Source organism: Aeromonas sp. sia0103 (genome assembly GCF_963895295.1).
GTDB lineage: Bacteria > Pseudomonadota > Gammaproteobacteria > Enterobacterales > Aeromonadaceae > Aeromonas > Aeromonas encheleia.
This window is the reverse complement of the sequence record NZ_CAWQKG010000022.1, coordinates 361568-382729: the sequence shown is the minus strand read 5'-3', so window position 1 is coordinate 382729 and position 21162 is coordinate 361568. Positions and strand designations below refer to the sequence as shown.

Here is a 21162-nt window from a genome sequence, read left to right as displayed (position 1 = left end):
GCTCCTCAGGCTATGGCCGACCCGCTGCGGGAAGAGATCCTCGAGGTTGTGGGCATGGAAGAGTGCCCCGATACGCTTCATCGAGCCGCTCATGAGCCACTCCTCAGGCTGTGGCCGGTCAGGTAGAGGAAGAGATCCTCCAGATTGGGGGAGCGTACCTGCATGCCGGTCAGCGGCACCCCCAGGCTGAGCAGCCTTGGCAGCAGGGCCGCCACGTCGGGACAGCTCAGCTCCACCTGATCGCCATGGCGTTGCAGCGGGTGACCCAGGGTGGCGAGGGCCGGGTGATCCATCAGCCGCACCAGCACGCCGTCGAAGTGACGGGCCAGCAGGGCCGCCGGCGTATCCAGGCTGAGCAGGTGACCGTGGTCGACGATGGCGATGCGGTCGCACAGCTGCTGCGCCTCGTCCATGTAGTGGGTGGTGAGCACCACCGTCTTGCCCTGGGCCTTGATCGCCTCTATGCGCTGCCAGAAGTGGTGCCGCGCCTGGGGATCCAGCCCGGTGGTGGGCTCGTCCAGAAACAGCAGCTCGGGATCGCCGAGCAGCGCCAGCGCCAGCAGCAGGCGCTGACGCTGGCCGCCGGAGAGCTTGCGGCTGTCCCGATCGATAAACTCGCCGAGGGCGCACAGCTCGATGAGCAGCTCCCGCGACAGGGGATTGGGATAGAGACTGGCAAACAGACGCAGGGTATCGCGCACCGTCAGGAAATCCTGCAGCGCCGTGTGCTGAAACTGGATGCCGATACGGGAGCGGTAATCGGGGCCGCGGGGGGCGCCATGAAACAGGATCTGGCCTCTGTCCGGGGTGAGGATCCCCTCCAGCAGCTCTATGGTGGTGGTCTTGCCCGCCCCGTTCGGCCCGAGCAGGCCGAAGCAGCTGCCGGCGGGAATGGCGAAGCTGAGGCCATCCACCGCCTTGACGCCGGGAAAGTGCTTGATAAGGTCGATGACCTCGATGATGGCTGCCATGGTCGCTCTCCTGGGAGAAGCCCTGACTATAACTCGGGCATCTGCCCATTGCCCGGCCCCGAGGCCCCAAAAACAAACGGCGACCCAAGGGTCGCCGTTTGCATCAAGCCAGCCGGATCACAGGATGTCCAGCAGCTCCACTTCGAATACCAGTGCGGAGTAGGGCGGGATGGAGCCGGCACCACGGGCACCGTAGGCCAGATCGTGCGGGATGTAGAGCTTCCACTTGGAGCCTACCGGCATCATCTGCAGCGCTTCCACCCAACCGGCGATGACGCCGGTCACCGGGAATTCGGCCGGCTCGCCACGGGCGACTGAGCTGTCGAACACGCCACCGTGGGTGAAGGTACCGTGGTAGTGCACGCGCACGGACTGACCGGCCACCGGCACGGCGCCATCGCCTTCCACCATGACTTCGTATTGCAGACCTGAGTCGGTCACCTTGACGTCGGCGCGCTTGGCGTTGTCGGCCAGGAAGGCTTCGCCTTCACCGGCAGCGGCCTTGGCAACGGCTTCCTGCTGTTCCTGCATGCGGGCGGTGATGACCTGGAAGGCATCATTGATATCGTCACGGCTGACCGCGAACTCCAGACCATTCAGGGCATCTGCCAGACCTTGTTGCAGGGCCGGGATATCCAGACCGGCGAACGCTTGCTGCGCCAGTTGATCACCCATGTTGCGGCCGATGCCATAGCTGGCCTTCTGTTCGATAGAGTCGTATTGGGACATTGAGATGTAGCTCCAGATCCAAGTAATGAGGCATGTAAAAGAGACGGGATGATATCAGACTTTTTCCCGGGGTGCTGCCGGCGCCGGCCCTGATTTCCCCGCCGGCGGGAGAGAGTTCACACCAGCCGGAGGCGAACGCCGCCCATTGGCGGCGATCTCCTCAAGAGCTAACCACTCTCGTCAGGCGTCCAGCAGGGCCCGCACCGCCGCCACCTTGGCGCCGTCGGTGATATTGACCCGGCCGTCGTCCGAGGTGCCCATGTTGACGCCGTGAGGCACCATGCCGCCGCGCCAGCCCATGCCGGACATGTGCACCTCGCTCACCCCGGTGAACTCGAGGATGGTGCGCACGTTGTCCGCATTGACCCCGGCCCCCGGCATCAGGCTGGCACGGCCCGCCAGCGTCTGCTGCATGGCCTGCAGGGTCTCCAGACCCGCCAGGGCGGTCGGCGCATGGCCAGAGCTCAGGATCCGCTCACAGCCGGCCGCGACTATGGTCTCCAGATCGGCGCGCCAGTTGGAGCTGAGATCGATGGCGCGATGGAAGGTGACGCCGAGGGGACCGGCGGCATCGACCAGCTGCTGGAGCAAGGCGGCGGGCACCCTGCCGGCCTCGTCCAGCAGCCCCACCACCACACCCTGCAAGCCGGCGGCGCGGGCGGCGGCCACATCCAGCAGCATGAGCTCGAACTCGGCGGCACTGAAACAGAAATCCCCGGCGCGGGGGCGGATCATGGCGTACACCGGGATGGTCGCGTGGCGCGCCACCTGTTGCATGAAGCCATAGGAGGGGGTGAGACCACCCAGTCCCAGCGCAGAGCAGAGCTCGATGCGATCCGCGCCAGCCTGCTGAGCGGTAAACAGGGATTCCAGGTTGTCGATACAGATTTCAAGACGGGTCATGAAGACTCCTTATTCCGGGGAGATCAGACCCTGTGTCTGATCTCATAAATTGAGCAAGGCCGCACCGCGCACCCCGCCGGCACCGCCGAAACGGGCCTGGCGGATCGCCGGCAGAGCGACGCCGGGCAGCAGATGGCCGGGCAGGCGCTGCGGCAACTGTTCATAGAGGGCGGGCAGGCCGCTGAGGCCACCCCCCAGCACCACCACCTCAGGGTCGATCACCGAGATGGCGGTGGCGAGACCGGCGGCCATGATCTCCAGCCAGCAGTCGATGGCCGCCAGGGCGCTGGGCTCCCGGGCATCGGCGCAGGCGACGATCTGGTGGCCGCTGGCCCGCTCGCCGTGGAAATGATGATAGAGCCGCTCCAGGCCGGTGCCGGAGGCATAGGTTTCGAAACAGACCAGGCGGCCACAGCCGCAGCGAGGACGAGGCAGCTCGGGATACTTCATCAGGATGGTGGCCGGCAGCGGGTAATGGCCTATCTCCCCCGCCAGCCAGTTGCGCCCCTGGATGAGCCTGCCCGCCAGATAGACGGCGCCGCCGATGCCGGTGCCTATGGTCACCCCCAGGGCGCTCTCCGCCCCGGCGGCAGCCCCTTGCTGCACTTCGGACCAGAGGAAGCAGTTGGCGTCGTTGTCGACACTGACGGTACGACCCAGCAGGGTCGCCAGATCCGCCCCCAGATGACGGCCATGGATGGCGGGCAGGTTCGCGGCCACTATGCTCCGATCGTGGCGATTGAGGATGCCGGGAAAACCGATGCCGACCGCCCCTCTGGTGCCAAACCGGGCGTCGGCCTCCAGGGTCCTGGCGAGAATGAGTTGCTGCAATCCCTGATAATCGTCACCCGGGGTGCTCATGCGCTCCTCGTGACAGAGATTCAAGCCGCCGTCATAGACCGCGAAGGCTATCTTGGTACCGCCAATATCAAAGCCGTAATACATGCCCACACTCCCTTGCCGGTGAACCGGGTCACCTCAGTCTGTCCAGAAGGGGCACATTGTATTAATTCGCAAAAAAAATAAAGTGACCGGAGGCTAAAAACGGGAGCCAGCTCAAAGCAAACGGAACATTTGTCGCTGCAGGCAGGGTTGCCCGAAGCTCTGCAGGGTGCGCTCCTGGCCATCGAAGATGAAGCCGCGGCGCTGGTAGAAGCGCTCCCCGATGTCGTTGCCATCCAGCAGCCACAACCTGACGCATTCGCAGCCTTCCCGGCGCATCTGCATCGCCACCGCCTGCCACAGCCGCTTGCCATGGCCCTGGCACCAATGGTCGGGATGCAGGTAAAACGCCAGGATGCGGGCCGTCGTCAGCGCCCCCTCCCGCGCCGGCTGCCAATAGAGCAGGCCGATGACCAGCTCCCCCAGGCAGAGCAGCATGGGATGGGGGCCCGGCTCGGCGAGCCGGTGGCGCCACACCCGCAGGTGCGCGGTGACCGCCAGCCGGGTCAGCGGCGCCTCCCCGAGCACCTTGCCATAGGCCGCCAGCCAGCTGGCCCGCTGCATCACCGTCATGGCGGCGGCGTCAGCGGGGCGGGCCATGCGCAGACTTATGCCTTGCACTGAGGAGTCAGACCTGCGGCACGGGCCTGTTGATACAGGGGCTGCGCCTCGGCCTGCTGGGCCTGCAGCTCGGCGATGCGGTTCTGATCACTGGGGTGAGTGGAGAGCAGCTGGGGCGGCGCCTTGCCACCGGAGGCCGCGCTCATGTTCTGCCACAGGGGAATGGCCTGGGCCGGGTCGAAGCCGGCACGGGCCATCAGATCCAGTCCAAGCCGATCGGCCTCGCTCTCCTGCTCACGGCCATAGGGCAGGGTGATCCCCACCTGGACCCCGAGTCCGAGCGCCGCCATGGTGGCGCCGCCGCCCTGACTGCTGCCCAGGGCCACATCGGCCACCGCCAGCCCGATGCCGGTCAACTGATCCCGGGAGAGTCGCTCGTTGGAGTGCTGGGCCAGCACGTGGGTCAGCTCGTGACCTATGACGGTGGCGAGCTGATCCTGATTCTTGGCGACCTTGAGCAGGCCGCTGTAGACCCCGATCTTGCCGCCAGGCAGGGCGAAGGCGTTCACCTCCTTGGAGTCGAACACGACCACTTCCCAGCTGGTGATGCCGTAGCTGGCCGGCACCTGGGCGGTGATCGCCTTGGCCACGCAGGAAACATAAGCGTTGAGCCTGGCATCCTTGCTCACCTTCTCCTGCTTCTTCATCTGATCGAAGGAGTCGGCCCCCAGCTGGTTCATCTGCTGGGGGGAGAAGAGCAGCATCTGGCTACGGCCGGTCGGCGACTGGGCACAGCCAGCCAGCAGCGAACCGCACAGAGCCACCAGGCCGATTTTGGACAGAGAAGAGGCGCGCATGAAGGGATCCTTTACCTTGAAGTTGCCCTATTTTCGGGAATGCCGCCGTCCGGTGCAAGCCGCCAGCCATGACATGCGACCAAAAAGATCCCATGGCGCCAATAAAAACGAGCCCGCATGGGGCTCGTTGTTCTGTACTGGCGAGGCGATGGCTTACATCAGGCCCAGCTTCTTCAGGTCGGCCTGGACCACCTTGGCGGGGACCGGCACGTAACCGTCCTTGGCCACTATGGTCTGACCGGCCTTGGAGAGGATCATCTTCACAAACTCTTGCTCCATCGGGGAGAGCGGCTTGTTCGGGTGCTTGTTCACGTAAACGTACAGGAAGCGCGACAGCGGATACTTGCCGGTGATGGCGTTGTCAGAGGTCGCCTCGATGAAGGTCTTGCCATCCTTGGAGAGCGGCACGGCGCGCACGCCTGAGGTGACATAACCGATGCCGGAGTAGCCGATGCCGTTCAGGGAGGAGGAGACGGACTGCACCACGGAGGCGGAACCCGGCTGCTCGTTCACGCCGCTCTTGAAGTCGCCGTTACACAGGGCGTGCTCCTTGAAGTAACCGTAGGTACCGGATACCGAGTTGCGGCCGAACAGCTGCAGATCCTTGCTGGACCAGCTGCCATCCAGACCCAGATCGGACCACTTGGTGGCGGCCTTGGCTTCGCCGCACTTGAGGGTGCTGGAGAAGATGGCGTCGATCTGCGGCATGGTCAGCCCCTTGATGGGGTTGTCCTTGTTGACGAACACGGCCAGGGCATCGACCGCGACGCGGATGGCGGTCGGCTTGTAGCCGTAACGCTTCTCGAATGCCTCTTCTTCACCGGCCTTCATGGCGCGGCTCATGGGGCCAAACTGGGCGACGCCCTCGGTCAGTGCGGTCGGCGCGGTAGAAGAACCGGCGGCCTGGATCTGCACGTTGACGTTGGGGTACATGCGCTTAAATTCTTCGGCCCACAGGGTCATCATGTTGGCCAGGGTGTCTGAGCCGACAGAGGACAGGTTGCCCGAGATGCCGCTGGTCGGGGCGTATTCCGGCAGGTCTTTATCCACACCGGCAGCCAGAGTGCTGACAGAAAACAGGGTTGCTGCGGTGAATCCGATCACACCGGCCAGTTTGTTGAGTTTCATCCAATCTCTCCAAAATTACAGAAGGCTATTGCCAATACATGGCGCCGATTAACACTGTCTTGCGGTGGTCAACCCGACTGCATCAGTCAGATTGTTGAGTTTCATTCCCTAGCCTCTATCTCCAAAGTGACAGAAGGTCTGTTCTTAAGACGGCGCCAGTATCTGACCTGGCAATGACAAATTTATGGATTTAATGTGACACTTTGATGACATGGCGGCAGATGCTGGCAGATGAGAAGGGGGCCTCGCAGAGGCCCCCTTGATGACGCTAACGCATTGCTGCCGAGGCTATTTCACCACCATCCTCGCCGGGATGAGGAAGCTGAAGCGGCTGCCGACGCCGACCTGGCTCTCTATCTCGAGCTGGGCATCGTGATGACTCAGCGCGTGCTTGACGATGGCGAGGCCGAGCCCGGATCCGCCGGTGTGGCGGGAGCGCGCCTTGTCGACCCGATAGAAGCGCTCGGTGAGGCGCGCCAGATGCTCAGGCGGTATCCCCTCCCCCTCGTCCTGCACCGCGAACAGCGCCATGGCCCCCTGCTTGCGCCACTCCACGCTGATCTTGCGACCCGCCGGGGTGTAATGAATGGCGTTGTAGACCAGGTTGGAGACGGCGCTGCGCAGCTGATCCCTGTCCCCTCGCACCAGCAGGCCGGGCTGCACCCTGAACTCTATCTGGTGCGCATGCTCCCCGGAGAGCGCCCGCGCCTCCTGCTCCAGCAACCCCAGCATGGCGGGCATGTCCACCAGATGGGACAGATCCACGGTCGGAGCCGCCTCGATCCGCGACAGGGTGAGCAGCTGATTGACCAGATTGTCCATGCGGATGGTCTGCTCCATCATCACCCTGTGGGCCTTGGCCCACATGGCGGGGGGGGGCGGCTCCTCGGTCATCTCCAGATAACCCTTGAGCACGGTGAGCGGGGTGCGCAGCTCGTGGGAGACGTTGGAGACAAAGTGCTTGCGGGTCTTCTCCAGACTGCGCAGCCGGGTCACGTCACGCACCACCAGCATGGCCTGATCCTCGGCGTAGGGCATGATGCGAAACTCGAGCGATTTCTCCTCGTTGATCGGGGAGTTCATTTCGAAGGGTTCGTCATACTGCCCCTTGCCGAGGTAGGCGACGAAGGCGGGATTGCGGATCAGGTTGCCGATGTGCTGACCGGCATCCTCAGGCCAGCGAAAGCCGAGCAGTTGCTCCGCCAGCCGGTTGCACCAGAGGATGCTGCCATCGGTGCGAAACACCACGGCCGCATCGGGCAGCGCCTCGGCCCCCTCCCGAAAGCGGCGGATCAGACCCGCCAGCTCGCGGCGCCGGGCCCGGTGGCGCTGCTGCAGCTTGTAGATGCCGTTGAAGATGTATTCCCAGCTGCCGCTGCCGTTGGGGGGCACCAGGCTGCGATCGTGCCACAGCCAGTCCGACAGCCGCTTCTGGAAGCGGTAGTGCCAGCCGAGGTGCAGCAGGGTGGCTAGCAGCAGGCAGAGGGTGAGGTAATTCGTCAACCAACCTACCAAGACGAAGGGGGCGTAGAAGAACGCCATTCGCCACAACTGTCGCCGCCAGGCGTAAGGTTGCAACATGTTAGCCCCTAGAGACGGGTTGAGAAGCGATAACCGGCTCCACGCACCGTCTGGATCAATCTGTCGTGCCCCGTCTCTTCGATCGCCTTGCGCAAGCGACGGATGTGCACATCCACGGTTCTGTCCTCCACATACACATTAGTGCCCCAGACGTTGTTGAGCAGTTGCTCGCGGCTGTAGACCCGCTCCGGGTGCGTCATGAAGAAGTGCAGCAGCTTGAACTCGGTCGGCCCCATGTCGAGCGCCTTGTCTTCGGCGCTGACGCGATGGGAAACCGGATCCAGCTTGAGCCCCTGCACCTCGATCACCTCGTCCACCGAGGTAGGGGAGACCCGACGCATCACGGCATGCAGCCGCGCGGTCAGCTCCTTGGGGGAGAACGGCTTGGTGATGTAGTCGTCGGCTCCCGCCTCCAGACCGCGCACCTTGTCCTCCTCCTCGCCACGGGCGGTCAGCATCACCACCGGGATCTGGCGGGTCACCTCATCCTGTTTGAGTTGCTTGATAAACTGGATGCCACTGCCACCGGGCATCATCCAGTCCAGCACGATAAGTTCCGGGTAGGGCTCACGCACCTTCGCCAAGCCATCGGCATAGTCTTCCGCTTCAATCGTCTCATATCCTTTTTGCTCGAGCACGAAGCAGAGCATTTCGCGGATTGGTGCCTCGTCCTCGACCACCAGAATTCGCTTAGCCATATCCCTTCTCTCTCCTCTGTGAAGATGGGTGCGCCAATTATTAGAACTTTCTGTGACACTTTTATGACTTTATGACAGGCGGGATGATAAACGTTTTCAGTTTCAGTTGGCAGCGACGCGTTGCAGCAGGTCCCAGCGGTTGCCACTGAGGTCCTCGAACACCACCACGGTGCCATAGGCCTCGACCCGGGGCTGTTCACAAAAGTGCACGCCATAGGCCTGCATGCGATGGTAATCGCCCCAGAAATCGTCGGTCTCGAGGAACAGGAAGACCCGGCCACCGCCCTGCCGGCCGATGGCGGCCTCTTGCTCGGGGGTGGCGGCCCGTGCCAGCAACAACGCCGCACCGGAGGCGCCACGGGGGGCGACCCGCACCCAGCGCTTGCCGGGCTTGCCCGGCTCGTCGAGCGGGTTGTCTTCCAGCAGGGCGAAGCCGAGCCCCTGGGTGAAGAAGGCGATGGCCTGGTCGTAGTCGGCCACCAGCAGGGTCAGGGCGCCAAGGAGTTGCGGCATGGGGATGTTCCTCGTCAGATGAGCCGGGCGGCGAGCGCCCTCATTGCGGCGCAGCATAGCGGGCTTTTGCCCGCAGAGGCCAGCACGGCCAGGGCATTTGAGGGCACCACCGCGCGCCCTTACCCCACCTCGACCCGGTTGCGGCCCTGCTTCTTGGCCCGATAGAGCGCCTCATCGGCCCGCTTGAGCACAATTTCCAGCGGATCGCCGCGCCGCTCCGCCACCCCGAAGGAGGCGGTGATCTTCAGGCCCCTTGGCCAGTGCGGATAGCCGACCAGCGCGGCCCGCAGCCGCTCGGCCAGCGCCAGCGCCTTGCCCTGCTCATGGTGCAGGCAGACCAGCACGAACTCCTCTCCCCCCCAGCGCACCAGGCGGCAGAGGCTATCGCAGTGGCGCAGCACCTCGCTCACCATGTGCTTGAGCACCTCGTCCCCCATGGGGTGGCCATGGTTGTCGTTGACCCGCTTGAAGTGATCGATGTCGATATAGATGAAGGAGAGCGGTATCTCGCCGAGCTCGCTGAGCAGCTTCTCGCCGCCGAACCGGTTGAGGGCCCCGGTCAGGGGATCGTAACGGGCCTCCTCCTCGGTGCGCCGACTCTGCTCGCTCAGGCTCTGGCTCAACGCCTCGGCCGCCCGCCGCGCCGCCCTGGCCTTGCGCAGCCGGTCCCGCATCAGCAGATGCTGCACCAGAAACAGCGTGAGCCCGTAGGCCAGCCAGCTCAGCAGCAGGGGACGATAGAAGGAGCCAGCCCGCCCCCAGCGACCATAAAACTCCATCTGCTCCAGCGCCAGCCGGTAGTGGCCGGGCTTCATGCCGACGCCGGAGGCGATCTCGATGGCATAGACGTGGTGCAGATCCGGCCCCTGCTGGGAGAGCGGGATCTTGTACTGCTGCACCCACCAGGTGGCCGGGGTAAACACCTTGAGCGGCACGTCCTGGACACTGCCGTAATCGTCGGGGCGGAAGATCACCTCGTTGAACTTGTGGGAGGTCTCATCCCCGGGCTTGGAGTAGGCGGGGTGATAGTTGCGCAGATAGAGTCGCCATACTTGCTCCCCCTCCCCCTCCCCCTCGACCCGCAACTTGATGCGCACCCCGTCGAAATGGGAGAGATCGATTCCCTGCTCGGGCTTGGCCAGGGTCAATGCCAGCTCACAGAAGGGAAATTCGTAGCCGGCGCGCAACTGGCAGTCGATGGCGGGCTTCTCCCGTGATGGGAGCAGGGAGGTGACCGAATGGCCCCCCAGCGGGCGATCATCATGCACGGTGACGGACAGTTCGGTATTGGCCACCATCTCCAGCCGTCGATCCGGCCCGAATTCAAACAGCAGGATCGCCAGCAGGCTCAATACCAGCAACACCCAGAACAACAGGTTGGTCACGCGAGAATAGGAAGGAAGCATATGTATCACGCCTAAACAGGACTCTTACTCTACACCTTCCGATCCGGCTCCAACCTGCTCCGTATCCAAAGGTTATTACACGCGCCGCCGCGGGCGCCATGGGCTAACGGGCCGGTGACATGCCTAGGGGCATGCGGGGCCGCCGCTCCCAGACGCAGGGAACGCCCTGCTTGAGTTCCGTTCGGAATCAGGCCCATGCTCGGGGTAGGAGGGAGCGGGCCAACGTCTTGATATCTTTACCACAGAGCACTCCATGCTACGGAAAAATAAAGAGAAATCGTCTTGCGCCCCATAGTACACAAGGCGGGCAGGAAGCGATAGCGCCCTCAGCCGCCCGCTCGCAGCGTCCGGTAGAGGGTGGTGCGGCTGATGCCGAGTCGGCGCGCCGCCTCGCTCACGTTGCCGTCGCACGCCGCCAGGGTCTGCTGCACCCGCAGCCGGTTATGCTCCCTCAGGGTGGCGGCCTCCCCCACACACTGGGCTCGCGACAGCGTCTGCGCCTCGGGCAGATGCAGGTGCGAGGGCTGGATGTTGCCCAGCCCTTCCGCCAGCACGCAGGCCACCTCCAGCACCTGCTTGAGTTGACGCACGTTGCCGGGCAGGGGGTGGGCCAGCAGCTGGCGCTCGGCGGCCTCATCGAGCCGCAACGCGGGATCCATCTCCCGCAGCAGGTGCAGGATCAGGGCCCTGCGCTCGGCCAGCGGTCGCGCCCGCAGCGGCGCAAGCGACTGGCGCCAGCCGCAGATGCGGTAGTAGAGATCCTCGCGGAAGGTGCCGGCCTGCACCATGGCGGCCAGATCCCGGTGGCTGGCGCTGACCAGCCAGAAGTCCACCGGCTCGGGTCTGTGGCTGCCAACCGGGGTGACGGCGCGCTCCTGCAACACCCGCAGCAAGCGGGTCTGGGCCGACAGCGGCAGCTCGCCGATCTCGTCCAGCATCAGGATACCGCCGTGGGCGGCGCGCAGGTAGCCCTGACTGCCCTGGCTGCGGGCGCCGCTGAAGGCCCCGCCCACGTAGCCGAACAGCTCGGCCTCCACCAACTCCGCCGGCAGGGCGCCGCAGTTGACGCACAGCAGCGCCTTGTCCCGTCGGCTCGACTGGCGGTGCAGGATGCGCACCAGGTGCTCCTTGCCGCTGCCGGTCTCCCCCTCGACGAGCAGGGAGATGCCCCGCTCCAGCATCTTGAGCGGCACCGACGCCGTCTGACTAGGCGCCACGACGGGCGCGGGTTCGGGCAGCAGCCGCAGGCCACGGCGCTCGCGCAGCAGTTGTTGCCCATCGAAGGGATACTGGCCGAGCCAGAGTCGCCCGGCCCGGTTCGCGCCGAGCAGTTCCCCCGCCTCCCCCAGCAGCAGCCGGGCAGACCAGAGGCTCTGGGGCTCCAGATCCACCAGCCAGCCCGGCTGGCGGGCCAGCAGGGCGTTTTCCAGGGTCATCGCCAGCAGCCGCACAGTGCCCAGCATGTCGCCGTCGTGGTGGGCCGCATCGGTGGAGATGTCGAGCACCCCGAGCAGTTGCCCGTCCGACCCGAGCAGGGGGCAGGCGCTGCAACTGAGGAAGCTGTGCTGGGCGAAGAAGTGCTGGGCCCCCAGCACCTGCACCTCGCTCTGCTCGGCGAGCGCTGTGCCGATGGCGTTGGTACCCTTGCTCGCCTCCCCCCAGCGGGCGCCGCTGCGCAAGAAGATGCGCTCGGCGTGACGGGCGAAGCCATCGTCGCCGCTGGCGGCCAGGATAGCCCCCTCGGCGTCACACAGCAGCAGCCGGCAGGGTCGCCCGGCCAGCAGCTGGGCAAACAGCGGCAACACGAAACGCTGGAAGCAGGCGACGAGCCCCTGGCTCGCCTCCAGCCGGGCGGACAGCTCCCCCTGGGGCAGCAAGTCCAGCTCGGTGCTCTGCTGGCGGCTGAGCCCCTGATGCAGGCAGCGCTGCCAGGAGCGTTGGATGGGGCCGGCAAACTGAGGTAACTCGATCATCACGCCTCCTGTTCATAAAGGGCACAGTGTCGCGGTCACTGTCCAGAAACGGCACAGGCTGGACGCCGCCACCGGGCTCACTGGTTAATCAAGATACGACGCCACACCCCGTTTGATAACGTTTTTGTAACTTTTATCCTGCTGGTCAGACCCTCTGGCATGACGTTTGCGATGGCTGATGGGTGATTGCGGCAGGGAACAGGCATGACAGCCGGAGTGCCCAGGCACAACCGATCAGGACCACACACATAAGGACGTCGAGATGATTTATACCGCCCCCGGCCAGGCAGGTGCCCTGGTCAGCTTCAAGTCCCGTTACGACAATTTCATCGGTGGCGACTGGGTCGCCCCCCGCGCCGGCCGCTACTTTGAGAACATCTCGCCGGTGGATGGCAAGGTGTTCTGCGAGGTGGCCCGCTCCGACGCTGCCGACATCGAACTGGCGTTGGATGCCGCCCACAAGGCGTTCGCCAGCTGGAGCAAGACCAGCGTCACCGAGCGCAGCAACCTGCTGCTGCGCATCGCCGATCGCATCGAGCAAAATATAGAGCGCCTCGCCGTCGCCGAGACCTGGGAGAACGGCAAGGCGGTGCGCGAGACCCTGGCCGCCGATCTGCCGCTGGTGGTGGATCACTTCCGCTACTTCGCCGGTTGCATCCGTGCCCAGGAGGGCTCGGCCGCCGAGCTGGATCAAAACACCGTCAGCTACCACTTCAAGGAGCCCATCGGCGTGGTCGGCCAGATCATCCCCTGGAACTTCCCGCTGTTGATGGCGGCCTGGAAGCTGGCCCCTGTGCTGGCGGCCGGTTGCTGCAGCGTGCTCAAGCCCGCCGAGCAGACCCCGGTCACCATCATGCTGCTGATGGATCTCATCAAGGACATACTGCCCCCCGGCGTGGTCAACGTGGTCAACGGCTTCGGTGCCGAGGCGGGCCAGGCGCTGGCCACCAGCGATCGGCTCCAGAAGCTCGCCTTCACCGGCTCCACCGAGATCGGTGCCCATATCCTGCGCTGCGCCGCCGACAAGATGATCCCCTCCACCGTCGAGCTCGGCGGCAAGTCCCCCAACATCTACTTTGCCGATGTGATGAGTCATGAGAACGAGTACATCGACAAGGCGGTGGAGGGCATGCTGATGACCTTCTTCAACCAGGGCGAGGTGTGCACCTGCCCCTCCCGCGCCCTGGTGCACGAGAAGATCTACGACGACTTTATGGAGCGGGTGCTGGCCCGCACCCGCGCCATAGTGCAGGGCAACCCGCTCGACACCGTGACCCAGGTGGGGGCCCAGGTCTCCCGCGAGCAGTACGACAAGATCCTGAGCTACATGGCAATAGGCCGTGGCGAGGGGGCCAGGATGCTGATCGGCGGCAATGCCGCCAGGGTGAGCGGGCTGGAGGGGGGCTTCTACATCCAGCCCACCATCTTCCACGGTCAGAACAAGATGCGGGTGTTCCAGGAGGAGATCTTCGGCCCGGCGCTCGGGGTCACCACCTTCAAGGACGAGGCGGAGGCGCTGGCCATCGCCAACGACACCCAGTACGGGCTGGGGGCGGGTCTGTGGACCCGGGACAGCAACCTGGCCTGGCGCATGGGCCGCGGCATCCAGGCCGGCCGGGTCTGGGTCAACTGCTACCACGCCTATCCGGCCCACGCCGCCTTCGGCGGTTACAAGAAGTCGGGGATCGGCCGCGAGACCCACAAGATGATGCTGGATCACTACCAGAACACCAAGAACCTGCTGGTGAGCCACGACATCAACCCGCTCGGCTTCTTCTAGGCGGGCAGTCGCTCATCCCAACCGACAAGGGCGCCTTAGGGCGCCCTCCCTTTATCCGTCGATCTCATCCCGACTGACGCCAGCCCGGGCTCAGCCCCCTGGCTGGGCCAGCTGCTGACGATAACGCTGGGGGGAGCAGCCCAGCTCCCGGTTGAACATGGCGATGAAGGCCGAGGTGGAGCCGTAGCCGAGCCGCCAGCCTATCTCCTGAATGGGCAGCTCCCCCTTGAGCCAGGCCAGCGCCTTGAGCAGCCGCAGCCGGGCCCGCCACTGACCGAAGTTCATGCCGAGCTCGCGCACGCAGCGCCGGGCCAGGGTGCGCTCGGTGCTGTGCAACTGCTCGGCCCACTGGGCCAGGGTGCGGGGATCGGCGGGATCACTGCGCAGGGCCGCCAGCATGGGGGCCAGCAGCTTGTCCTGGCTCATCGGCAGGTAGCTCTCCTGGCAGCGAGTCCGGCTCAGTTTTTCTACCAGCAGCTCAGCCTGGCGCCTGTCCCACTCGTCCTCCATGTGCCCCAGCCGCCGATCGCAGAAATCCGCCAGCAGGGCCCGGATCAGCGGCGTCATCTCCAGCAGCCTGGGCTCGGTGGGCAGCCGGGCGGCCAGGCTGTCGTTGACATAGATGGAGGTGTAGTCGAGGGCCTGCTGGTTGTAGGAGGCGTGCTCCAGCCCGGCCGGCACCCAGATGAGGTAGTCCGCCGGGGCCAGCAGCCGCTGCTCGTCCAGCACTATCTCCATCACCCCCAGGCTTATCATGCTGAGCTGACCCCAGGGGTGGCTGTGGGAGGCGCAGGCACTGTCGGCCTGGATCTGCTGATAGCGCAGGTAGAGCGGATTGGGCTCGGCCAGTTCGGCATCCTGGCGCTGATGGGGACGCGGCTGCATGGGTTGTCCTTTCTGCGGGATAGATTGTCAGTTTTACGTTACTTGCCAACAAAAAGACAAGAGTAGACTGATGGCCTGATGCTAAGGAGTCTTTAATGCGTATCTTCTCCCCCCTCCTGTTCCCCCTGATGGCGGTGCTGATCTGGGCCACCAACACCGTGGTCTCCAAGGCCGCGGCCGGTGTCGTCGATCCCGCCGCCATCTCGTTCTACCGCTGGGTGCTCGCCGCCCTGGCGCTCTCCCCCTTCTGCCTGCCGCAGCTGTGGCGCCGCCGCGCCGAGGTCCGCCTCTGGCTCGGCAAGCTGCTGGTGCTCTCCCTGCTCGGCATGGTGCTCTACCAGTGCCTGGCCTACTACGCCGCCCACAGCACCTCGGCCACCAACATGGGGGTGATCGGCTCATTGCTGCCGCTGCTCACCCTGTTGATCGGCGCCTGCTTCTTCGGCCAGCGGCCCGGCAAGCAGGCGCTGGGGGGCATGAGCGTCTCCCTGTTCGGGGTGTTCTGGCTGCTGAGTCAGGGCCAGCCCCTGGCGCTGCTGCACAACGGCATCAACCCGGGGGATGGCATGATGCTGCTGGGGGCGGCCAGCTATGCGCTCTATGGCCTGCTGATCCGCCGCTGGCAGCTGCCGTTCGGCCCCTGGCTCAACCTCTATGTGCAGATCCTGCTGGCGGTGCTGCTGCTCATCCCGGTCGCCCTCAGCGCCGACTCGCTGGCGGTGCCGCGGGAAGGCTGGAGCATGGTGCTGTTCGCCGGGCTCGCCTCCTCCCTGCTGGCGGCCTACTGCTGGATGCGCGGCCTGGCCAGCCTCGGACCTGAGCGCACCTCGGTGTTCATGAACCTGATCCCGCTGTTCACCGCCATGATCGCGGTCAGCAGCCTGGGGGAGCCCATCCACGGCTATCACCTGCTCGGCGGCGGCCTGATCCTGGGGGGCGTCATGTGTTCCCAGTTCAAGCCGAGACGGCGCGCGCCCCAGCTGGAAGGGGCCTGATCCCCGGCCGCACCAAGGGTGCAGGATGCAGATAAACAACAAGGGAGCCGAGGCTCCCTTGTTGTTTATCCTGCTCGCCTCAACCGGGGCGGCGCCAGTGATAACGCCGCTCGGGGCGGCCACGCTGGCCGTAGTTGAGATCCACATCCAGCTTGTCTTCGGACTCCAGAAACTCCAGGTAACGGCGCGCCGTGGTGCGGCTGAGCGACAGGCGCAGCGCCACCGTATCGGTGGAGAAGGCCTGGTCCGGCTCCCCTGCCAGCAGCTCCAGCACCTGGCGCAGGGTGATGGCATCTATGCCCTTGGGGGTATCGCGTACCTCCCGTGGCTGAATGCGACCCTTGCCCATCAGGCGATCGAGATCGCTCTGCTCCAGCAGGCCGCGCTCGCACAGGCGCCGGTGCAGGGTCAGGATCTCGTCGAGGCTCTGCTGGATGCGAAACAGCCGCAGCGGCTTGATGATGTAATCCTGCACCCCCAGGTTGAGGGCCTGCTGTATGGTCTCCACGTCGCAGGAGGCGGTCACCATGACCACATAGACCTCGCGATTGTGGCTGCGCAGCCGGTTCACCCACTCCAGGCCGGAGCCATCCGGCAGGGAGATATCCACCACCAGCAGCTGGGGCTCGGTGGCGCGCATCATGAGATCGGCCTGGGCCAGGCTCTCTGCCCGGCCCAGCAGGGAGTAACCCGCGGTCGAGGAGATCAGCTCGGCCAGGATGGCGCCGATCCGCTCGTCATCCTCGATAACAAGAGTGAAAATTGGCTTCATCGCTCACACCAATTGGTTTTTATTCAAATAGATACCGAACAATGTCGTCTGCTCGGCGGTGCGTCGCCATTCTATCACACCCCCACGGCGGGCCACCGTCTTCTTGACCAGAAAGAGACCTACGCCGTGATCGCCGATCTGGCGGCTGACGCCGTAGTCGAACAGGTGATCCGCCAGCGCCTCGTCCACTCCCTCGCCGCTGTCTTCCACCTCGATCACCAGCCGCCGCCCGAAGTCGTCGACGGAGAGCAGCACCCTGGGGGGGCACTGCTGGCGGTTGGCCCAGGCGGCGCGGATGCCGTTGTCCAGCAGGTTGCCGAGGCAGGTGATGAGATCCGCCGATATCTCGGCCGAGTACTCCCCGAGCGCCGAGCCGGGATCCAGCACCAGCTCGACCCCCAGCTCCCGCGCCCGACTGAACTTGCCGAGGATGAGCCCGGCCACCGGCTTGTTCTCGATGGAGCGCAGCAGATCCTGCAGCATGGTCTGGCAGGCCTCGTTTTCCTGCTGGATCAGCTCCACCGCCTCGTCCACGTGGCCGAGCTGCAGCAGGCCGGAGAGGCTGCTCAGCTTGTTGGCAAACTCGTGGGTCTGGATCCGCAGCATCTCGGCATACTGGCGCAGGTGGGTCACCTGCATCCCCAGGCTGCCGGTGCCATCCGGTCGGCTGAAGATCAGCATGCGGCCCGGCTCGCGGCCGCTGAGATCCTGCCAGTGGCCGACGAACGCCTCCCCCTGCACGGTGAAGTTCACCCCGCCCTGCTGGTTCAGGGCCGGCAACAGGCTGGGGGCCAGCTCGGCCAGGGATTGCCCCAGCAGGGCGTGGCGGCCGGTACCCGGCAGCCGCAACTGGTAGAAGGCCGCGCTGTTGAGCATCTTGATGCGATGGTTGCCATCGAGGGCCACTATCCCCTCCGAGATGCCCTCCAGCACCAGGTCTTGCTGGGCGAAGCGGTTGACTATGGTCTCCGGCTCCAGATCCAGCAGGGTGCGCCGCAGCCGGTGCTGCAACCAGAACGCCAGCAGCAGGCCGCAGCCCAGCACGGCGCCGATGGCGCTGATGAGCAGGGCGATCCGCTCCAGATAGATGCCCTCCACCGTCTGCATCAGGTAGCCCACCGCCACCGCGCCTATGGCGCGCCCGTCCGCCCCTATCACCGGCGAGAAGCAGCGGATGGCCGGGCCGAGGGTGCCCGCATCCTTGGAACAGTAGCTGCGCAGCTCATTGATCACCGGCCAGATGTCCTCGCCACGGAAGGTCCCGCCGACCAGCTCGGGGGAGGGGTGGCTCAAACGGCGGGCATGTTCGTCGGTCACCACCATGTAGGCGGCATCGGTGCGGCTGCAGATCCCCTGCACATAGTCGCGCAGGCCGGGATCGCTGCCCTGCTGCAGGGCCTGCACCACCCGGGTGTCCGCCGCCAGCACCCGCGCCAGATCGCTGCCCTTCTCCTGCAGGTTGCTCTCCAGCAGGTGGCGGATGAAGAGGGCGAGCAGGCCCCCCAGGATCACGATCAGCAGCAGTGACAGCCCGAGGGAGAGGGTGACCAGTTGGTGGCGCAGTTTCATCGATTAACCTTGCAGCGTCAGGAGGCGGACCAATAGTGCGGGCGCCACCAGGTCTGGTCAATAAGCGGCGCAGGATCGCCGCTGAAATCGGCAAGCCCCTCGTCCCGGGCGCAGATCGCCACCGCCCTGGCCACGGCGCGGGCCACCTCCCCCACCTGCTCGATGGGAGGCAGCAGTCGCCCCTCCGCCAGCGGATAGGCCCCCACCGCCCGCACCGCCGCCTGCAACATGCCATCGCTGATGCGGAGCGCCTTGACGGCGCAGGCACCGAGGCCGATGCCGGGGAAGACGTAGACGTTGTTGCACTGGGAGACCACCCGCGCCTCTCCCTCTACCTCGACCGGGGCGAAGGGACTGCCGGTGGCGAGCAGGGCGCGCCCGGCGGTGGCCTGCCACACCTGGGCCGGCGTCGCCTCGGCGCTGCGGGTCGGGTTGGAGAGCGGCAGTATCACCGGCCGCTCGCACACCGCCCCCATGGCGCCGAGCACCTGCTCGGTGAAGAGGCCGCCCTGGCCGCTCACCCCGATCAGCACCCCGGGGCGCAGCCGCGTTATGAGCTCGGGCAGGGAGGCGCAGGCCTCCTCCGCCGGGCGGGCGAAGGGGCGCTGGGACGGCGTCAGGTTGGCTCTGTCCAGGCAGACCAGGCCGTCCTGATCGAACAACTGCACTCCCTCAGGGCTGCCCGCCAGCTGGGCCAGCATGGCGGCGATGCCGCAGCCCGCGGAGCCAGCGCCGACGATCAGCACCGGGGTCGTCGCCAAGGTGCTGCCGGCCTGCTGCAGGCCGGCCAGCACGCAGGCGGAGGCGACCGCCGCCGTGCCCTGGATATCGTCGTTGAACATGCACAACTCGTCTCTATAACGGGCCAGCAGGTTGGCGGCGTGCTTGCCGGCGAAGTCCTCGAACTGCAACACCACCTGGGGCCAGCGCCGGCGAATGGCCGCCACCACCTTGTCCATGAAGTGGTAGTAAGGCTCCCCGTCCACCCGTGGCGCCTGCCAGCCGAGGTAGGAGTCATCCTCCAGCAGCTCCGGATTGTTGGTGCCCACATCCACGCACAGCGGCAGGGTGCGCGCCGGATTGATGCCGCCGGCGGCGGAGTAGAGCGCCAGCTTGCCGATGCAGATCCCCATGCCGCCGATGCCGAGATCGCCGAGCCCCAGCACCCGTTCACCGTCGGAGATGACGATGACGTCCACCTCCTGCTCCACCGCGGCGAAGATGTCGTCGAGATCGTCCCTGTCGTGCCAGGAGAGGTAGAGACCGTGGCTACGCAGGTAGAGATCGCTGTGCCGCTGGCAGGCCTCACCCACCACAGGGGTGTAGATGATGGGCAGCAGCTCCGGCAGGTGGTGGCGCACCAGATCGTAGAAGATCACCGGGTTGTCCTCCTGCAGCTGGCGCAGCAGCAGGTGCTGATCGAAGGGGCTCTGCATGGCCGAGACCAGGCGGTAGATGCGGCGGCGCTGCTGGGAGAGTGACTCCTCCTTGTGGGGCATGCGCCCCATCAGGCCCTGTCGCTTGCGTTCGGCATAGGGCAGGCTGGTGCCCATCATGATGTCGTTCATTGTCGATTCCTTTTATGCCAGCAGCGAGATGAGCAGGGTGGCCAGGATCAACATCACGGCCCCCCCGAGACGGGAAGAGATCTGGGCGAACGGCATCAGCTTCATGCGCTGGGCCGCCGACAGCACGGCCACATCGCCGGTGCCTCCCATGTTGGCCATGCACAGGCCGCCGGTGATGGCCGCCTCTATGGGATAGAAGCCGATCATCCGTCCCACGATGGCCGCCCCCAGGGCCCCGCCGACGACGGTGACCAGCACCATGATGAAGTAGTTGACCGAGAAGGCGCCGATAAGCTCGGGGATGCTGGTGTAGGCGACGCCTATGCCCACCAGCAGGGAGGGGGTGAGGTTGCTCACCACGAACTGGTACCAGTCGGCGGCCGCCTGCTCGTAACGGCGCGGCAGCACGCCGCTCACCTTGATGATGGCCACCGCCAGTATCATCAGGGCGAAGGGGTGCATGGGGATGAAGTTGCCGAGCAGGGAGCCCAGCACGAACATGCTGGAGCTGATGAAGAGCCCGAGACCCAGGCTCTCCAGGGTCGGGGCCTGGACCTTCTCGTCGGCCACGCTCTCGCCGCTCTCCTTGATCATCAGCTTGCCGTTGCCGGTCAGGGAGGGGTAACGACGGCCGAGGCGGGCCAGCATGGTGCCCACCAGGATGGCCAGGGTGTTGGCGATCACCACCGCCGGCACCATGCGTGACAGCAGATCGGCGCTGGACATCTGCAGCGGGCCAGAGAGGATCTCCACCAGCGGCACGGCGCCGGCGCCCATGCCGCCACCCATGATGGGCAGGCCGATGAGCAGCACCGCATTCTTGAAGCCGTAGCCCAGCAGGGAGCCGACCAGGCCGACGCTGAGCAGCGCCAGGGCCACGCCCCCCAGGATCACCGGCAAGTAACGCATGGCGGCGTTTTTCAGCAGGGCGCCGCTCATGCCGAACACAGATCCGGTCACCAGGCTGGCGATGAAGAAGTTGAGGAAGCCCCCCTCCTTCATGAAGCCGATGATCACCTGGCCCGCCTCGACCGGCAGGACCCGGTACTCAAACAGCGCGGCGCCGCCGAAGATGGCGAGTATGGTGCCGCCCCCCAGGTATTCGCGGATGGGGGTGATGCGCTCGCCGAGCTCGGTCAGCAGGGTGCCGAGCACGAACATCAGCGCCAGGGCGCCGACCATGCCGAGCGGCAGGGAGCCGTTCCAGCCGGAGAAGAGGACGCAGGTGGCCAGCCCGAGGAAGATCATCATGGGCATGCCGGCGATCTGTTGGTCGCTCCAGGCGACCTTGGCTTGTGCTTGGGGGGTAGAGAGGTTTTTCATTGTTATGC

General features: G+C 65.5%; 19 protein-coding genes. 2 read left to right on the top strand and 17 right to left on the bottom strand.

The window, feature by feature from the left end; translation table 11 throughout:
* Nucleotides 1–89: 89 nt before the first annotated feature.
* The 12 genes from AACW18_RS10180 to AACW18_RS10125 all read right to left on the bottom strand — a co-directional run bounded on the left by AACW18_RS10180 (nt 90) and on the right by AACW18_RS10125 (nt 12262).
* Complete coding sequence (locus AACW18_RS10180; RefSeq protein ID WP_218388563.1) at nt 90–971, bottom strand: ABC transporter ATP-binding protein; 882 nt, start codon at nt 969–971, stop codon at nt 90–92.
* A gap of 117 nt (nt 972–1088) precedes the next feature.
* Nucleotides 1089–1700 (bottom strand): FKBP-type peptidyl-prolyl cis-trans isomerase, encoded by a 612-nt coding sequence (locus tag AACW18_RS10175; RefSeq protein ID WP_042653994.1) that lies wholly within the window; start codon nt 1698–1700, stop codon nt 1089–1091.
* A gap of 180 nt (nt 1701–1880) precedes the next feature.
* A complete protein-coding gene (locus tag AACW18_RS10170) occupies nt 1881–2603 on the bottom strand; it encodes a copper homeostasis protein CutC (RefSeq protein WP_218388562.1) in 723 nt (240 codons plus the stop codon).
* 42 nt (nt 2604–2645) lie between these two features.
* The gene (locus AACW18_RS10165; protein WP_218388561.1) at nt 2646–3548 is read right to left on the bottom strand and encodes an ROK family protein; all 903 of its coding nucleotides are present in this window, start codon (nt 3546–3548) and stop codon (nt 2646–2648) included.
* A gap of 111 nt (nt 3549–3659) precedes the next feature.
* Nucleotides 3660–4166, bottom strand: a complete 507-nt coding sequence (locus AACW18_RS10160) for a GNAT family N-acetyltransferase (protein ID WP_218388560.1) — start codon at nt 4164–4166, stop codon at nt 3660–3662.
* Complete coding sequence (locus AACW18_RS10155; protein WP_218289901.1) at nt 4154–4963, bottom strand: M48 family metallopeptidase; 810 nt, start codon at nt 4961–4963, stop codon at nt 4154–4156. The genes AACW18_RS10160 and AACW18_RS10155 overlap by 13 nt, the downstream gene beginning before the upstream one ends.
* Nucleotides 4964–5116: 153 nt before the next feature.
* Entirely contained in the window at nt 5117–6091 is a 975-nt protein-coding gene (locus tag AACW18_RS10150) for a PstS family phosphate ABC transporter substrate-binding protein (RefSeq protein ID WP_042653999.1), read from the bottom strand.
* Nucleotides 6092–6379: 288 nt separating this feature from the next.
* Nucleotides 6380–7672, bottom strand: coding sequence for a phosphate regulon sensor histidine kinase PhoR (phoR, locus tag AACW18_RS10145; RefSeq protein ID WP_042654000.1), 1293 nt, complete (start codon nt 7670–7672; stop codon nt 6380–6382).
* Between the two features lie 8 nt (nt 7673–7680).
* Nucleotides 7681–8370: a phosphate regulon transcriptional regulator PhoB gene (gene phoB, locus AACW18_RS10140; RefSeq protein WP_042654001.1), complete on the bottom strand. Its 690-nt coding sequence runs from the start codon at nt 8368–8370 to the stop codon at nt 7681–7683.
* A 102-nt stretch (nt 8371–8472) separates the two neighbouring features.
* Nucleotides 8473–8883: a VOC family protein gene (locus AACW18_RS10135; protein WP_218388559.1), complete on the bottom strand. Its 411-nt coding sequence runs from the start codon at nt 8881–8883 to the stop codon at nt 8473–8475.
* 119 nt (nt 8884–9002) lie between these two features.
* Complete coding sequence (locus AACW18_RS10130) at nt 9003–10289, bottom strand: GGDEF domain-containing protein (protein ID WP_218388558.1); 1287 nt, start codon at nt 10287–10289, stop codon at nt 9003–9005.
* Nucleotides 10290–10615: 326 nt separating this feature from the next.
* Complete coding sequence (locus AACW18_RS10125; protein ID WP_218388557.1) at nt 10616–12262, bottom strand: sigma-54-dependent Fis family transcriptional regulator; 1647 nt, start codon at nt 12260–12262, stop codon at nt 10616–10618.
* A gap of 262 nt (nt 12263–12524) precedes the next feature.
* On the opposite strand from AACW18_RS10125, the gene exaC reads away from it, so the two are divergent.
* The gene (exaC, locus tag AACW18_RS10120; RefSeq protein WP_218388556.1) at nt 12525–14042 is read left to right on the top strand and encodes an acetaldehyde dehydrogenase ExaC; all 1518 of its coding nucleotides are present in this window, start codon (nt 12525–12527) and stop codon (nt 14040–14042) included.
* Between the two features lie 90 nt (nt 14043–14132).
* Here the strand turns inward: exaC and AACW18_RS10115 are convergent, their stop codons facing one another.
* Nucleotides 14133–14927, bottom strand: coding sequence for an AraC family transcriptional regulator (locus tag AACW18_RS10115; protein ID WP_218289896.1), 795 nt, complete (start codon nt 14925–14927; stop codon nt 14133–14135).
* Between the two features lie 95 nt (nt 14928–15022).
* Here AACW18_RS10115 and AACW18_RS10110 point away from each other — a divergent pair, with 95 nt between their 5' ends.
* Nucleotides 15023–15922 (top strand): DMT family transporter, encoded by a 900-nt coding sequence (locus AACW18_RS10110; protein ID WP_218328925.1) that lies wholly within the window; start codon nt 15023–15025, stop codon nt 15920–15922.
* A 79-nt stretch (nt 15923–16001) separates the two neighbouring features.
* Here AACW18_RS10110 and AACW18_RS10105 read toward each other — a convergent pair whose 3' ends face one another.
* The 4 genes from AACW18_RS10105 to AACW18_RS10090 are packed head-to-tail and all read right to left on the bottom strand — an operon-like array spanning nt 16002 to nt 21154.
* Entirely contained in the window at nt 16002–16694 is a 693-nt protein-coding gene (locus AACW18_RS10105) for a response regulator (protein WP_218388555.1), read from the bottom strand.
* A gap of 3 nt (nt 16695–16697) precedes the next feature.
* Nucleotides 16698–18263 (bottom strand): ATP-binding protein, encoded by a 1566-nt coding sequence (locus tag AACW18_RS10100; RefSeq protein ID WP_042654009.1) that lies wholly within the window; start codon nt 18261–18263, stop codon nt 16698–16700.
* 17 nt (nt 18264–18280) lie between these two features.
* A complete protein-coding gene (gene maeA / locus AACW18_RS10095) occupies nt 18281–19831 on the bottom strand; it encodes an oxaloacetate-decarboxylating malate dehydrogenase (protein WP_218388554.1) in 1551 nt (516 codons plus the stop codon).
* Between the two features lie 12 nt (nt 19832–19843).
* Nucleotides 19844–21154, bottom strand: a complete 1311-nt coding sequence (locus AACW18_RS10090) for a 2-hydroxycarboxylate transporter family protein (RefSeq protein WP_218289891.1) — start codon at nt 21152–21154, stop codon at nt 19844–19846.
* Between the last annotated feature and the right edge of the window lie 8 nt (nt 21155–21162).